Origin of the sequence: Sedimentitalea arenosa (assembly GCF_016428585.1) — a bacterium.
Taxonomy (GTDB): Bacteria; Pseudomonadota; Alphaproteobacteria; order Rhodobacterales; family Rhodobacteraceae; genus Sedimentitalea; species Sedimentitalea arenosa.
Window position 1 is genome coordinate 59,968 of sequence record NZ_JAELVR010000012.1, and the last position, 14,370, is coordinate 74,337.

Genomic DNA, 14,370 nt, shown 5'->3' on the forward strand with positions numbered 1-14,370 from the left:
CCGGCCCGCTAGCGCTGACGGCGCGCCATGAAGGCGAGACGCTCGAACAGGTGGACGTCCTGTTCGTTCTTGAGCAACGCGCCGTGCAGCTTGGGCAGCGCGTTGGCGCCATCGCGCTTGAGGTCTTCGGCGGTCAGGTCCTCGGCCAGAAGCAGCTTGAGCCAGTCCAGCACCTCGGAGGTGGAGGGCTTCTTCTTGAGGCCGGGTTGTTCGCGCAGTTCGTAGAATTGCGTGAGCGCGGTCGTCAGCAGCTGTTCCTTGATGCCGGGGTGATGCACCTCGACGATTTGGCGCATCGTCGCCTCGTCCGGGAAGCGGATATAGTGAAAGAAGCAGCGGCGCAGGAAGGCGTCGGGCAGTTCCTTCTCGTTGTTGGAGGTGATGATGACGATCGGGCGTTGCGCCGCGCGGATCGTTTCACCGGTCTCGTAGACGTAGAATTCCATCTTGTCGAGTTCCTGCAGCAGGTCGTTGGGAAACTCGATATCGGCCTTGTCGATCTCGTCGATCAGCAGCACGACCTTTTCATCCGCCTCGAAGGCCTGCCAGAGCTTGCCCTTCTTGATGTAGTTCCTGACGTCATGCACCCGCTCTTCGCCCAGCTGGCTGTCGCGCAGGCGGCTGACGGCATCGTATTCATAGAGCCCCTGTTGCGCGCGTGTGGTCGATTTGACGTTCCATTCGATCATCGACAGACCGAGCGCGTCGGCGACCTGGCGGGCCAGTTCGGTCTTGCCGGTTCCGGGTTCGCCCTTGACCAGGAGCGGACGTTCGAGGGTGACCGCCGCGTTCACGGCGATGGTCAGGTCGTCGGTCGCGACATAGTCTTTGGTGCCTTGAAATTTCATGCTTTTACAACCCTTTGCTGCTAGGCCCGAGCGGGCGGAGGCTTGGCCCGGGTTTTAGCCCGAAGCGGGCAGGATTGTGTAGTGACATTCGGAAAAGCCTCGGATAAACGCTGCGGCAGAGGGGAGCCATATGTCTAAGGAAATGCAAGTGACGGACAGACATGGCCATTCCGAGGGAGCCAAGATGAAGCAGGACGTTTTTCTTCCGGACGACTATCGCCCGGCTGAAGATGAACCGTTTATGAACGACAGGCAGTTGGAGTATTTCCGCCGGAAACTGCTGGACTGGAAGCACGAATTGCTGGCCGGAAGCCGTGACACGATCGAAGGCTTGCAGGATGGAACGCGCAACATTCCCGACGTCGCCGATCGCGCGAGCGAGGAAACCGATCGCGCGCTGGAGCTGCGCACGCGGGACCGCCAGCGCAAGCTGGTCGCCAAGATCGACAGCGCCCTGCGCCGCATCGAAGAGGGCGAGTACGGTTATTGCGAAGTGACCGGCGAACCGATTTCGCTGAAGCGGCTGGACGCGCGCCCGATCGCGACGATGAGCCTCGAGGCGCAGGAGCGCCACGAGCGCCGCGAAAAGGTCCACCGCGACGACTGATCCCGACAGTTCGGGACGTGTTGACAGGGGACGTTGCGGCCGGCGCCGCGACGTCCCTTTTTTTGTTGCCGCGGGAGGCAAGGGAAACCGGGGGAAGACAATCATGCAATCCGAGATCGTGGTGGTCGGGGCCGGAATCGGCGGGGTCGCGGTTGCGACCGCCCTGGCCCAAAGCGGCCGCGACGTCACCGTTCTGGAGCAGGCGGCGGCGCTGGAGGAAGTCGGCGCCGGGCTGCAGATCAGTGCCAATGGCATGGCGGTCCTGCGCGCGCTGGGGGTGGCCGACGCGGTGCGGGCCGGCGCGGTCCGTTCCGAGGGAACCGAGATCCGCGATGCGGCGCGGGGACGGTTGGTGACGCGCGTGCCGCCACCGGCGGCGGGGCCGACATGGTATCTGCACCGCGCCGATCTGCTGGACCGGCTGGTGGAGCGCGCGCGGTCCGTGGGCGTGGTTTTCGACCTGGGTGCGCGGGTCGACGACTACGCGCCCGAGGACACGGGGTGCGCGGTGACGCTGGCCGGGGGCGAAACGCGCCGGGCCGGGCTGGTGATCGCCGCGGATGGCGGCCAGAGCCGGGCCCGTCAGCGTGTCGAGGAGCCGTCGCGGCCGGTTTTCTCGCGTCAGGTGGCGTGGCGGGCCCTGATTCCGTGGACGGGCGCGGTGCCGTCGGCCGCGGCGGTGCTGACCATGGCGCCCGGGCGGCACGTGGTCAGCTATCCGCTGCGCGGCGGAGCGCTGATGAACCTGGTGGCGGTCGAGGAGCGCGCGGACTGGACCCGGGAAGGCTGGCGCCACGAAGGCGATCCGGCGGCGCTGCGCGCGGCCTTTGCCGGCTTCGGCGGCGCGGTGGGCGACATGCTGAACGCGGTGGACCGGGCGCATCTCTGGGCGCTGTACCTGCACCCGGTCGCGACGCGCTGGCACCGGGGCGGGCTTGTGCTGCTGGGCGATGCGGCGCATCCGACCCTGCCGTTCATGGCGCAGGGCGCGTGCCTCGCGCTCGAGGACGCCTGGGTTCTCGCGCGCTGCCTGACGGGCGGGGGCGGGCGGGACGCGTATCGCGCCGCGCGGGCGGTGCGGGCACAGCGCGTGGTCGCGGTGGCCGCCGGCAATGCCCGGCGCTTCCACCTGGGCGGGCCGGCCCGCTGGGCGGCCCAGGCGGCGCTGCGGCTGGGCGGGTCACGCATCGCGCCGCGCTATGACTGGATTTATGGCCATGATGTGACGGCCTGAACCGTCTGACCAAGCGGAGCGCGCTGCGCGCGCAATCCATTCTCCGTCTGGGGCCGGTGGCCGGCGACCGGGTCAGAGATCGAGCGATACCCAGACCGGAACGTGGTCGGAGGGTTTTTCGCGGCCCCGGATCTCGCGGTCGATCCGGCAGTCCTGCAGCAGGTCGGCGGCTTGCGGTGTCAGCAGGATGTGATCGATGCGGATGCCGTCGTCGCGGTTCCACGCGCCGGCCTGGTAATCCCAGAAGGAATAATGCCCGGGGCCCTGTGTGCGGGCGCGGAACGCATCGGTGAAGCCGAGATTGACGATCCGCTGAAACGCCGCGCGGCTGTCCGGGCGAAACAGGGCATCCTCGCGCCAGGCGTCGGGGCGCTTGGCATCCTCGGCCTGGGGAATGATGTTGTAGTCCCCGGCCATCAGCGCGGGGTCCTCGCTGGCCAGCAGGTCGCGCGCGCGGGCGTGAAGGCGCTCCATCCATTTCAGTTTGTAGTCGAACTTCGGACCGGGCGCGGGATTTCCGTTCGGCAGGTAGAGGCCGCAGATCCGCAGGGCGCGTTTCCCGACCACGGTCGCCTCGATCCAGCGGGCCTGCTCGTCCTCGTCGTCGCCGGGCAGGCCGCGGTGCACATCTTCCAGTGGTAGCTTGGAGAGGATTGCAACCCCGTTGAAGGATTTCTGGCCGTGGGTTTCGACATTGTAGCCGCGATCCTCGAACGGTTCGCGCGGGAAGGCCTCGTCGACGGACTTGATCTCCTGCAGCAATACCACGTCAGGTTGGGCTTCATCCAGCCAATCCAGCAGGGCGTTGGCGCGCGCTTTCACGCCGTTGATGTTGAACGTGGCGATTTTCATGGCCGTGTCTCCGTATGCCGCTCAGGAAGTTCTATGGCCGAACCACATCCCGCGGGCAAGGTCGCTGGAGCGCAACAAAACTGATGGGATTTGTATCAAACTGAGTCGCGATACGATCCGAACTGGGGAATTGCGTGACTGATTCGCGGTCGATTCGCGGTTTTTACGGGGTCAAACCGGGGCGAATCCGGGTGGGAGGTAAGTTTTTTTTAACGATCAGAGCGTCAGCCTGTTTTCATTGAGCGTCAGCAACTTGCGTGTTTTTCTTCATGTGGATAAGTGGCGAATTGCTCAACTTCTAATTGAAAAACTTCTTTTCTTTTCCCGATTAAGCTGTAACCGTCGAGGGGCAAATCAACCCTCAACAAGCAGGAAAATCGATATGACCGCACAACGCAAAACCACCGAACTCCTTGTTTCCGCACAGGTTTCCGACAGCTCCAGCCTGTTCGACGGCGACGGCACGCACATGTTCTGCTCGGCGTCCGAGCCGATGATGGGCGGGGATGCGCTGACGGGCGACGGCACGCACATGTTCTGTTCCGCATCGACCCCGACCGCCCGCGGCGACGTGATCACCGGCGACGGCGTGCACATGTTCTGCTCGGCCTCGACCCCGAGCGCGAGCGCCGAGGCGATCACCGGAAACGGTGTCGAGATGTTCTGTTCGGCGTCGACCCCGACCGCCCGCGGCGATGCGATCACCGGCGACGGCGTGCACATGTTCTGCTCGGCCTCGACCCCGAGCGCGAGCGCCGAGGCGATCACCGGGAACGGTGTCGAGATGTTCTGTTCCGCATCGACCCCGACGGCCAGCAATGAAGCAATCACCGGCCAGGGTGTGGAGATGTTCTGCTCGGCCTCGACCCCGACCGCCAGCGCCGACGCGATCTCCGGTGACGCCACGCAGATGTTCTGCTCGGCCTCCACGCCGTCCTCCACGGTCAAGGGCGCCTGATCGGTGCCCGCGGCGATCGACGCAGACCTGTCGGGGCGCACGATGTCACACAGTGGAGCCGAACTGTTCCATTTCGTGTCAGCCCTGACGGCCAGTGGCGACGCTGCTGCAGGAATTGCTGCGCAAGAGAACTCTCCTGTCACGACCCACGGCATCCGGGCCGCGGGCGTGACCGGAGAAGGGGCGCCGATGCCCCGGGCTTACGCTACGTCATGCAAGAGATCGTTGGTAAGCTGGGTGCGACATCGGGATCGGGGTCTGGGGCCGAACGGCCACTGACGTCGCGCTGAAGTTGGGCAACGGGCGTTCAGGGAGACGCCTTGCAGGAAAGGGAAAAACCCAATGTCGAATGTCATTCAACTGAAGCTTCCGGTGCAGCGCCAGTCGGACGCCGCACGCCGAGCGGCCTTGATCGCCAGCTTTGCCAACTACCGCCGGTTCGGCGACGATGTCTTCTGGCTGAAGGAAAACGCCGAGTTGATGAACATCCTGGAATGCACCGGGGCCGCGCTGGCCGAGGACGCGTTGCAGCCGCTTCAGGGGTTTTACGACCAGGCCGAGAAGCGCCTGGGGTTCTTTCCGCAATATTACCGTTTCCTGCTGTCGCTCTGCCTGGACCTCGAGGATCTGGGATTGCCGGGAAACAAGGCCGAAGCTCTGTGCTCCTGGGCCGCCCGGGAAGGGCTGGCCGAGGCGGAACTGTCGGACCTGCAGCGTCTGGAGGCCCGCCGTCTGATGGCGCGGCGCGGCATCGATCCGCTGCCCCATGACGCGGGGCTCGAGGATCGGGTGCGCCGCTTCATGGATCGCTCCGACACCTTCGCCATGCCCAACAAGAAGGCGGCCTATGAGCTGACACATATCGTCTTTTACCTGAGCGAGTACGGTCGCCGCGATCCGGGCCTGTCCGCGGCCGCGATCACTTCGCTCGAATATGCCGGAATCCTGGCCTATCTCGACCAGAACGCCGACCTGCTGGCCGAGATCTGCATCTCGCTGCGCTATGCGGGCGAGACACCCAGCCAGATCTGGGAAGGCTGGCTCGAGCGCGAGACCCATCGCTTTGCCGTCGTGACCGGGCCGCAGGCCAGCACGGCGGACAACTATCACGACTATTTCGTCTGCAACTGGCTGATGGCGCAATCCGGGCGCGATGCCTTCCGAAAGGATGCGGCGCCGGAGCGGATGGCCTTCCACCGGGCCGAGCCTTTCGTCGGACCGCTGCGCGAGATGTCGGAATGCATCTTTCACATGGAGGACGCCCGAACCGGAGACTGGCACGCGATGCGGCCCCACGTGCAGGGCGTGCTGAGCGAGACGGGGCACGACATCCTGGCCGAAGCCGAGCAGAGCAGCGACAAGTTCGCCGACTTCTTCGCCGGTTTCGCCCGGACCGGGTTGCGCGGGGTGGCGCTGTGAGCGCCGCGGCCGCGCTGACCGCTCCACCGCGGGTTGCGGTGCGGCCGGCCGTTTTGGGGGCCGGGCTGGTCGTCGGCTACACGGCGCTGATTTCCTCGGCGGATGCCATCACCAAGTTCATCGCGGGCGGCTATGCCGCCCCGCAGCTGTTCTGCCTGTCGGGCCTGATCGTGATCGCGCTGAGCGTTCTGGCCGATCGCCACCCCAGCCAGCGGCGCGGCCTGCGCACCGATTGCCCGCGCGCCATGGCGGTGCGGTCGGCGGCGACGGTGCTGGCGGCGGTCTCGTTCTTCTATGCCTTCCGGTATCTGCCTTTTGCCGAGGTTTTCCTGTTCATCGGGCTGATGCCGATTCTGGGCGGGTTGATGTCGGCGTTGATCCTGAAAGAGCATGTGCGCCCGTCGGCCTGGGCGGCGCTGGTCGCGGGGTTCGTCGGTGTCCTGTGCCTGTTCCCGACCGGCTGGCACGGGGTTACCATCGGGCATGGCTTTGCCTTTTCGGCCGCGGTGTTCGGGACGCTCGCCATGGTCATGGCGCGCTATATCGGTCGGGTCGAAAGCAACAGCCTGGCGCAGGTCTTCTATCCCAACCTGGCGATCTTTGTGACCATGGGCGCCGCGCTGCCCTTCGTCTGGACGGCGATGCCGCTGTCCGACCTCGGCTGGGTGCTGGCCTATGCCGCGCTGCTGTTCGGGGCGCGCTGGGTTCTGGTCGTGGCGCTGCGGCTGCTGGCCGCCTATGCGGTGATGCCGCTGATGAACCTGCAATTCGTCTGGATGGTGGTGATTGGCGCGCTGGTCTTCGGCGAGATCCCCGCCGCGGGCACCTTCCTGGGCGTGGCCATCGTGATCGGCTGCGGGCTCTACCTGGTCTGGGACCAGTTCACGCCGGAAACGGCGCGCGGCCCGCTGGCGGCGTTCTCGTTGCGGATCCGTCGCACCGATCCCTGAGCGCGCACGCTTTATGCACATCGCCAAACGGGCCCGCCATCAGGCGGGCCCGTTTGGCTGCGAGATGCCGCGACCGGTCAGGCGCGGGCCTGTCGGGAGACTACATCGAAAACGATGTGCCGCAGCCGCAGGAGGAAGAGGCGTTGGGGTTCTCGATCACGAACCGCGCGCCGATCAGCTCGTCGGAAAAGTCGATGACCGCGTTCTCGAGGAACGGCAGCGATACGGCATCCACAACGACCTTCTGGCCCTGTCCTTCGAGCACGAGGTCATCCGCGGCCGGCGTGTCGAGCGCGATCTCGTACTGGAAGCCGGAACACCCGCCGCCCTCGACAGCGACGCGCAGGGCCTGGCCCTGGTCCGACGCGCCGATTTCGGCGAGACGGGCAAAGGCGCGATCCGTGACTTTGGGCGGCAGTTGCATCGGTGACTCCGGGCGGTTTCATTGCGGTTCAATGTTGAATATAGAAGTCACCAACACAGGGAACAAGGACCACAGGCCATGCGCGCGCCACATGCATGCGACCCGGCGGCCAGCAGGGGGCGGCTGGTGGCGGAAGAGGAAAGCAGTTTCCGGTCCTGCTTTCAGCGGGATCGCGACAGGATCATCCATGCCAGCGCGTTCCGGCGGCTCAAGCACAAGACGCAGGTCTTCGTCGAACACGAGGGCGATTATTACCGCACCCGCCTGACCCATTCGATCGAGGTGGCGCAGGTGGCGCGCACCATCGCCGGCGCGCTGGGGCTGAACGCGGAACTGACCGAGGCGGTGGCGCTGGCCCATGACCTGGGGCACACGCCGTTCGGACACACGGGCGAGGACGCGCTGGCGGCGCTCATGGCGCCCTATGGCGGGTTCGATCACAACGCCCAGGCGATCCGCATCGTGACCCATCTGGAGCGTCACTACGCGGAGTTCGATGGCTTGAACCTGACCTGGGAGACGCTCGAGGGGCTGGCCAAGCACAATGGTCCCGTGACGGGCGGGACCGGCGGCGACACCCCCGGGGGCGCGCTGCCCTGGGCGCTGGCCGAGTATGCACGGCAGAACGATCTCGAGCTGCACACCTATGCGAGTGCGGAGGCGCAGGTGGCCGCGATCGCGGATGACGTGGCCTATAACCACCATGACCTGCATGACGGGTTGCGCGCCGAACTGTTCTCGACCGACGAGCTGGCCGAACTGCCCATCCTGCTGGATTGCTTTGCCGAGGTGGACAGGCGTTATCCCGGCCTGAACTACTATCGCCGCCGGCACGAGGCGCTGCGGCGCTTCTTCGGCGTGCTGGTCGAGGACGTGATCGTGCTGGCGCGGCGCAACCTTGGCGATCTGGACCCGTCGACCGTCACCGATATCCGGATGGCCGGACGGCCCATGGTGCAGTTCTCGCAAGGGCTGTTCGACGATCTCAAGGTGATCCGGGAGTTCCTGTTCCAGCGCATGTACCGCGCGCCGGAAGTGGTGAAGATGCGTGCCGAGGTGACGGACGTGGTGACCGATCTCTTTCCCTATTTCATGGCGCACCCCGAGCAGTTGCCCAAACAGTGGCGCAAGGACGTGGACGAGGCCGCCGACGAAACGACGCTGGCCCGGATCGTGTCGGATTACATCGCCGGCATGACCGACCGCTTCGCCTTGCAGGAACACGCCCGGCTGATCCGGCCCGCGGTGGTGGACAGCCCGCCGGATTTCATCTGAGCCGCGAGGCGGTGCGCAAGGATAGTGGCCGACATGAGTTGACCGTCCCTGCGCGCGTGCTAAACCGCGCCAAACCCCGAAGGATGCCCTGACATGAACCTGTTCGCCGATATTCGCTCGCTCGTCCTCGATTCGCTCGCGACGCTCGTGTCCGAGGGAACGCTGCCCGATGGCCTGTCGCTGGACGCGGTGACGGTCGAGCCGCCGCGCGACCCGGCCCATGGCGACATGGCGACCAACGCGGCGATGGTGCTGGCCAAGCCGGCGAAGATGAAGCCGCGCGACATCGCCGAGGCCCTTGCGGCCAAGCTGGCGGATGACACACGGATCGCCAGCGCCGAGGTGGCCGGGCCGGGCTTTCTGAACCTGCGTCTCGCACCGTCGGTCTGGCAGGGAGTCGTCGGGGCGGTTCTGCAGGCGGGCACCGCGTATGGCCGCTCCGACATGGGCCGGGGCTCGCGGGTCAACGTGGAATATGTCAGCGCGAACCCGACGGGCCCGTTGCATGTGGGCCACACGCGCGGTGCGGTGTTCGGCGATGCTCTGGCGAGCCTGCTGGATTATGCCGGCCACGACGTGACGCGCGAATACTACATCAACGACGGTGGCGCGCAGGTCGATGTCCTGGCCCGCTCGGTCTACCTGCGATATCTCGAAGCGCTGGGCCAGGAGGTCGCGTTCGAGGATGGCACCTATCCGGGCGACTACCTGATCCCGGTCGGCGAGGCGCTGGCCGAAGCCAAGGGCGATGCGTGGGTCGGCCAGCCCGAGGAGGTCTGGCTGGAAGAGGCGCGCAGCTTCGCGACCGACGCGATGATGGAGCTGATCCGGACCGATCTCGCGGCGCTCGGGGTGAAGATGGACGTGTTCTTCAGCGAGAAGTCGCTCTATGGCACCGGTCGGATCGAGGCGGCGATCGAGGATCTGCGTGCCAAGGGGCTGATCTATCGCGGCGTGCTCGAGCCGCCGAAGGGCAAGACGCCCGAGGATTGGGAGCCGCGCGAACAGACGCTGTTCCGCTCGACCGCGCATGGTGACGACGTGGACCGCCCGATCATGAAGAGCGACGGGGGCTGGACCTATTTCGCCCCTGACATCGCCTATCATTATGACAAGGTTTCAAGGGGGTTCGATGCGCTGATCGACGTGTTCGGCGCCGACCACGGGGGCTATGTGAAACGCATGAAGGCCGCCGTGTCGGCCCTCAGCGAGGGTCGCGTGCCGCTCGATATCAAGCTGACCCAACTGGTGCGGCTCTTCAAGAACGGCGAGCCATTCAAGATGTCCAAGCGCGCGGGCACCTTCGTCACCCTGCGCGACGTGGTGGACCAGGTCGGTCCGGACGTGACCCGCTTCGTGATGCTGACGCGCAAGAACGATGCGCCGCTGGATTTCGACTTTGACAAGGTGCTGGAGCAGTCGCGGGAAAACCCCGTCTTCTATGTGCAGTACGCCCACGCCCGGGTGATGAGCGTTCTGCGCCGCGCCGCCGAGGCCGGGATCGCCTGTGACGACGCCACGCTGGCCGAGGCCGATCTTGGCGGGCTCGATCACGAGGCCGAACTGGCCGTGGCCAGGAAGCTGGCGGAATGGCCGCGTCTGGTGGAAACGGCGGCGCGCACCAACGAGCCGCATCGCGTGGCCTTCTACCTCTACGAACTGGCGGGCGATTTCCACGCGCTTTGGAACCGGGGCAACGACGTTCACGGGCTGCGGTTCATTCAGGAAGGCGACGCGGCCGCGAGCCAGTCGAAAATGGCGCTGGCCCGTGCCGTTTCCGTTGTTATTTCCGCAGGTCTTGGTATTCTCGGCGTCACACCGGCGCAGGAGATGCGGTAACAAGCCGCCAGAACCGCCGGACCGAGGCAGACCAGAGAACCCGGCGCATCCGCATTTCGGATGCCAGCGGGCAGTGAGGCGGACATGGCAGATTTCGATCCCGCGCAGGACGCGGGCTTCATGGATTCAGACACGGCAGCTCCGGGCGCGGCGGCCCGGGTCGGAACGGCATTGAACGTGCTGGGGGCGGCGGCGTCGCTGGCGCTGGTCGCGGGCGTCGCGCTGTGGGGCTACAAGCTGGTGATGCGGGATGTGTCCGGCGTGCCTGTGGTCCGCGCGGTCGAGGGGCCGATGCGCGAGGCCCCGGCCGATCCGGGCGGACGACCGGCGGATCACCAGGGCCTGGCGGTGAATGCGGTCGCCGCGCGCGGCAGCGCCGAGGCGCCGGCCGAACGTCTGGTGCTGGCGCCGCGCCCGGTCGATCTGCTTGCCGAGGACAAGCCCTTGCCGGTGATCGCGGCGGCGGCGGCGGAGCCCGATCCCGCGGCGCATGATATCGACAGCGACGTGGACATCATCGAAACCGTGGCGGACGAAGACGTGGCCGACGAGGCTCCCGAACCCGCCGACACGATGCAGGCGATGGTCAACCAGTTGATCGCCGAGGTTCTGCCGGGCGAGGCGCCCGCGGGCGTCGCGGCGGACGGCCCGAAGATCGTCAAGGTGTCGATGAGCACGCCCGTAGCTGCGGCGCCGATGCAGGAGTCCGTTGCCGAGCTGGTCGAGGACGCCGAGGACGCCGCCGAACCGGTCATCGCCGCCGTGATCACCGGGCCGGGGCTGAAACGCTCGCCGCGTCCGCAGACCCGACCGGCCGAGCTGATCCAGGCCGCGCTCGTGATGCCGGCGGTCGACGCCCCGGTGCGCGATGTGGACCCTGACAGCATTCCGGCGGGAACCCGGCTGGCGCAGTTGGGGGCGTTCGAGAGCCGCGAGGTCGCCGAGCAGGAATGGGAGCGTCTGAACGGGCGTTTCGCCGACTATCTCGACGGCAAGGACCGGGTGATCCAGAAGGCGACCAGCGGCGGGCGCACCTTCTATCGTCTGCGCGCGATGGGGTTCGATGACCTGAACGACACGCGGCGCTTCTGTTCGGCGCTGGTGGCCGAGAAGGCCGATTGCATACCGGTCGCCGCCCGGTGACGTTCGGCGCGACGATCCTGGATGCCGATGGCCTGCGGCTGACGGCGGACGAGAAGGCCTTGTTCCGCGAAGCCGATCCGTTCGGGTTCATCCTCTTCGCCCGCAACCTCGACACGCCCGACCAGATCCGCGCGCTCTGTGGCGATTTCCGCGAGGCGGTGGGGCGCGAGGCGCCGATCACCATCGACCAGGAGGGCGGCCGGGTGCAGCGCCTGCGCCCGCCCTTGGCGCGCGACTGGCTGCCGCCGCTCGACCACGTGTCGCAGGCTGGCGACATGGCGGAACGTGCGATGTACCTGCGCTATCGCCTGATCGCGCATGAATTGCGCGCGCTTGGCATAGACAGCAATTGCGCGCCGATGGTCGACGTAGCCGGGCCCGGGACGCATGACTTCCTGAAGAACCGCTGCTATGGCGATGCTCCCGCGCGGGTCGCGGCCATCGGGCGGGCGGTGGCGCAGGGGCTGCTTGACGGCGGAGTGCTTCCGGTGCTCAAGCATGTTCCGGGCCATGGCCGCGCGACGCAGGACAGCCATTTCGACCTGCCGCACGTGGCGGTTGACGCCGAGACGCTGCAGGACACCGATTTCGCGCCGTTCCGTGCGCTGAACGACCTGCCGATGGGGATGACCGCGCATGTCGTCTATGACGCCATCGCGCCGGAGCCGGCGACCACCTCGCCCCGGATGATGCGCGTGATCCGGGAACAGATCGGCTTTGACGGCCTGATCATGACCGACGACATTTCGATGAAGGCGCTCTCGGGCAGCCTGGCCGAGCTGTCGCGCGCGGCGCTCGAGGCCGGGTGCGACGTGATCCTGCACTGCAACGGCACCCTTGCCGAACGCCGCGAGGTGACCGAGGCGGCGGGGCGCATGACGGCTGCCGCACAGACCCGCGCAGAGGCCGCGCTGGCCGCGCGCCGCAGCCCCGACGCGCTTGACATTCCCGCCCTGGAGGCCGACCTTTCCCGCCTGATGAGCGGGCGGGTCGATGGCTGACAACCAGTTCGAGGAAGACAGCATGTCGGTGGCCGAACGCATGGCCGCCGAAGCGTTGATCGTCGACGTGGACGGGTTCGAAGGCCCGCTCGACGTGTTGCTGACCCTGTCACGCACCCAGAAGGTCGATCTGCGCAAGATCTCGGTCCTGCAACTGGCGCAGCAATATCTGGGCTTCATCGAACGCGCCAAGGCGCTGCGCATCGAGCTGGCAGCCGACTACCTGGTGATGGCGGCCTGGCTCGCTTTCCTGAAGTCCCGCCTGTTGCTGCCCCCCGACCCGACCGAGGAGGGGCCATCGGGCGAAGACCTTGCGGCGCACCTGGCGTTTCAGCTGGAACGCCTGCAGGCGATGCGGGACGCCGCGGCGCGGCTCATGGCCCGTGACCGGCTGGGACGCGACTTTTTCGCCCGCGGGCAGGCCGAGGACGTGACCCGTATCCGGACGGTCAAGTACAACGCCACCCTGCTGGACCTGATGCAGGGCTATGCGCGCATCCGCACCCGTGACGAGTTCCGCCCGTTCGTGATGGACCGGGATTCGGTCTTTACCATGGAGCAGGCGCTGGAGCGGATGCGGCCGCTGATCGGCTTTGCCGGCACCTGGACGGACCTGACCACCTATATGCCCGACGGCTGGGACGGCGACCCTGTCAGGTTGCGGTCGGCCACCGCGGCGACCTTCGCGGCCTCGTTGGAACTGGTCAAGGAAGGGCAGCTTGAAATCCGGCAGGCCGAGACCTTCGCGCCGATCCAACTGCGCAGAAAAGGGGACAGCTCGTGACGGACGAGACCCGCGACGAGAGCGATACCGACAGCCTGTTCGACGCGCCGCCGATGGCCGAACAGGAGCGCATGGTCGAGGCGGTCCTGTTCGCCAGCGCCGAACCGGTGACGGTGCGCGATCTGGAAGCACGGATGCCGCATGGATGCGACGCCGCAGAGGCGCTGGTCCGGCTGCGCAAACGCTATGAGGGGCGCGGCGTGCGCGTGGTGCATGTGGGCGAGGCCTGGGCGATAAGGACCGCACCGGACCTCGGCTTCCTGATGCAGAAGGAAACCGTCGAAACGCGCAAGCTGAGCCGTGCTGCGATCGAGACACTGGCGATCATCGCCTATCACCAGCCGGTGACGCGCGCCGAGATCGAGGAGATCCGCGGTGTTTCGGTGTCACGCGGAACCGTCGATCAACTGCTCGAGATGGAGTGGATCCGCTTCGGACGGCGCAAGATGACACCGGGACGGCCGGTGACCTTCGTGGTCACGCCCGAGTTCCTGGATCATTTCGGGCTGGAGAACGCACGTGACCTGCCGGGCCTGAAGGAATTGCGGGCGGCCGGCCTGCTGGAAAACCGACCGCCGCCCGGCGCGCTCGCCCTGGGCGAGGCGGAGGACGACGAGGACCAGATCGGCGCGGGCCAGCCCGAGCTTTTCGAGGATTGAACCTGTCCGGGCCCTGAAATCGGCCAATTCAGGGGCTAGATTGCCACAAGAACGCAACGAAAGGGGGCCGCGATGAACCTGAACCAGCTCGTCAACATGGTCACGCGCATCATCATGCGCCGTGCGATCAACACGGGGGTCAACAAGGGCATGGACATGGCCGCGGGCATGGGACGAAAACGCGCGCCAGACCCCCCATCCGGCCCCCGGCCCCAACCGCGGCAGGTGGAGCCACGGTCGGCGCAGCAGGCCGAGGCGGCACCGGAGCAGGGGGGCCAGAAGCAAGGTCTGACGCCCCAGCAGAAACAGGCGCAGAAGGCCGCGCGTCAAGCCCGTCGGGCGGCCCGCCTCGCGCGGCGCGCGTCGAAGATGTAGGA

The 14,370-nt window shown here is 66.7% G+C and carries 15 protein-coding genes; 11 read left to right on the forward strand and 4 right to left on the reverse strand.

What is annotated here, in order from left to right; genetic code table 11:
• Window positions 1-8 precede the first annotated feature (8 nt).
• Complete coding sequence (locus JF290_RS16775) at window positions 9-848, reverse strand: AAA family ATPase (RefSeq protein ID WP_199026052.1); 840 nt, start codon at window positions 846-848, stop codon at window positions 9-11.
• A gap of 184 nt (window positions 849-1,032) precedes the next feature.
• On the opposite strand from JF290_RS16775, the gene dksA reads away from it, so the two are divergent.
• Together dksA and JF290_RS16785 are read left to right on the forward strand one after the other, a co-directional pair.
• Window positions 1,033-1,455 (forward strand): RNA polymerase-binding protein DksA, encoded by a 423-nt coding sequence (gene dksA, locus JF290_RS16780; RefSeq protein ID WP_199026185.1) that lies wholly within the window; start codon window positions 1,033-1,035, stop codon window positions 1,453-1,455.
• Between the two features lie 103 nt (window positions 1,456-1,558).
• Complete coding sequence (locus tag JF290_RS16785; protein ID WP_199026053.1) at window positions 1,559-2,689, forward strand: FAD-dependent monooxygenase; 1,131 nt, start codon at window positions 1,559-1,561, stop codon at window positions 2,687-2,689.
• 72 nt (window positions 2,690-2,761) lie between these two features.
• On the opposite strand, the gene xth is transcribed toward JF290_RS16785, so the two are convergent.
• Window positions 2,762-3,541 (reverse strand): exodeoxyribonuclease III, encoded by a 780-nt coding sequence (xth, locus tag JF290_RS16790; RefSeq protein WP_199026054.1) that lies wholly within the window; start codon window positions 3,539-3,541, stop codon window positions 2,762-2,764.
• Between the two features lie 354 nt (window positions 3,542-3,895).
• The gene (locus JF290_RS16795) at window positions 3,896-4,540 is read right to left on the reverse strand and encodes a hypothetical protein (RefSeq protein ID WP_233155484.1); all 645 of its coding nucleotides are present in this window, start codon (window positions 4,538-4,540) and stop codon (window positions 3,896-3,898) included.
• Window positions 4,541-4,841: 301 nt separating this feature from the next.
• On the opposite strand from JF290_RS16795, the gene JF290_RS16800 reads away from it, so the two are divergent.
• Window positions 4,842-5,918, forward strand: a complete 1,077-nt coding sequence (locus JF290_RS16800) for a DUF6902 family protein (RefSeq protein WP_199026056.1) — start codon at window positions 4,842-4,844, stop codon at window positions 5,916-5,918.
• Entirely contained in the window at window positions 5,915-6,868 is a 954-nt protein-coding gene (locus tag JF290_RS16805; RefSeq protein WP_328701285.1) for a DMT family transporter, read from the forward strand. Before JF290_RS16800 ends, JF290_RS16805 begins: the two co-directional genes overlap by 4 nt.
• A gap of 100 nt (window positions 6,869-6,968) precedes the next feature.
• Here the strand turns inward: JF290_RS16805 and JF290_RS16810 are convergent, their stop codons facing one another.
• Complete coding sequence (locus JF290_RS16810) at window positions 6,969-7,292, reverse strand: HesB/IscA family protein (RefSeq protein ID WP_199026057.1); 324 nt, start codon at window positions 7,290-7,292, stop codon at window positions 6,969-6,971.
• 78 nt (window positions 7,293-7,370) lie between these two features.
• On the opposite strand from JF290_RS16810, the gene JF290_RS16815 reads away from it, so the two are divergent.
• The 7 genes from JF290_RS16815 (at window position 7,371) to JF290_RS16845 (ending at window position 14,368) form a co-directional block, all read left to right on the forward strand.
• Window positions 7,371-8,567, forward strand: coding sequence for a deoxyguanosinetriphosphate triphosphohydrolase (locus JF290_RS16815; RefSeq protein ID WP_199026058.1), 1,197 nt, complete (start codon window positions 7,371-7,373; stop codon window positions 8,565-8,567).
• 93 nt (window positions 8,568-8,660) lie between these two features.
• Window positions 8,661-10,406: an arginine--tRNA ligase gene (argS, locus tag JF290_RS16820; protein ID WP_199026059.1), complete on the forward strand. Its 1,746-nt coding sequence runs from the start codon at window positions 8,661-8,663 to the stop codon at window positions 10,404-10,406.
• An 84-nt stretch (window positions 10,407-10,490) separates the two neighbouring features.
• Window positions 10,491-11,549, forward strand: coding sequence for an SPOR domain-containing protein (locus tag JF290_RS16825; protein WP_233155486.1), 1,059 nt, complete (start codon window positions 10,491-10,493; stop codon window positions 11,547-11,549).
• On the forward strand, window positions 11,546-12,550 hold the full coding sequence (gene nagZ, locus JF290_RS16830) for a beta-N-acetylhexosaminidase (protein ID WP_199026187.1): 1,005 nt from the start codon (window positions 11,546-11,548) through the stop codon (window positions 12,548-12,550). Before JF290_RS16825 ends, nagZ begins: the two co-directional genes overlap by 4 nt.
• Entirely contained in the window at window positions 12,543-13,334 is a 792-nt protein-coding gene (locus tag JF290_RS16835; protein ID WP_199026060.1) for a segregation and condensation protein A, read from the forward strand. Before nagZ ends, JF290_RS16835 begins: the two co-directional genes overlap by 8 nt.
• Before the next feature lie 53 nt (window positions 13,335-13,387).
• Window positions 13,388-13,993, forward strand: coding sequence for an SMC-Scp complex subunit ScpB (scpB, locus tag JF290_RS16840; protein WP_199026189.1), 606 nt, complete (start codon window positions 13,388-13,390; stop codon window positions 13,991-13,993).
• A 72-nt stretch (window positions 13,994-14,065) separates the two neighbouring features.
• Complete coding sequence (locus JF290_RS16845) at window positions 14,066-14,368, forward strand: hypothetical protein (protein WP_199026061.1); 303 nt, start codon at window positions 14,066-14,068, stop codon at window positions 14,366-14,368.
• Window positions 14,369-14,370 lie beyond the last annotated feature (2 nt).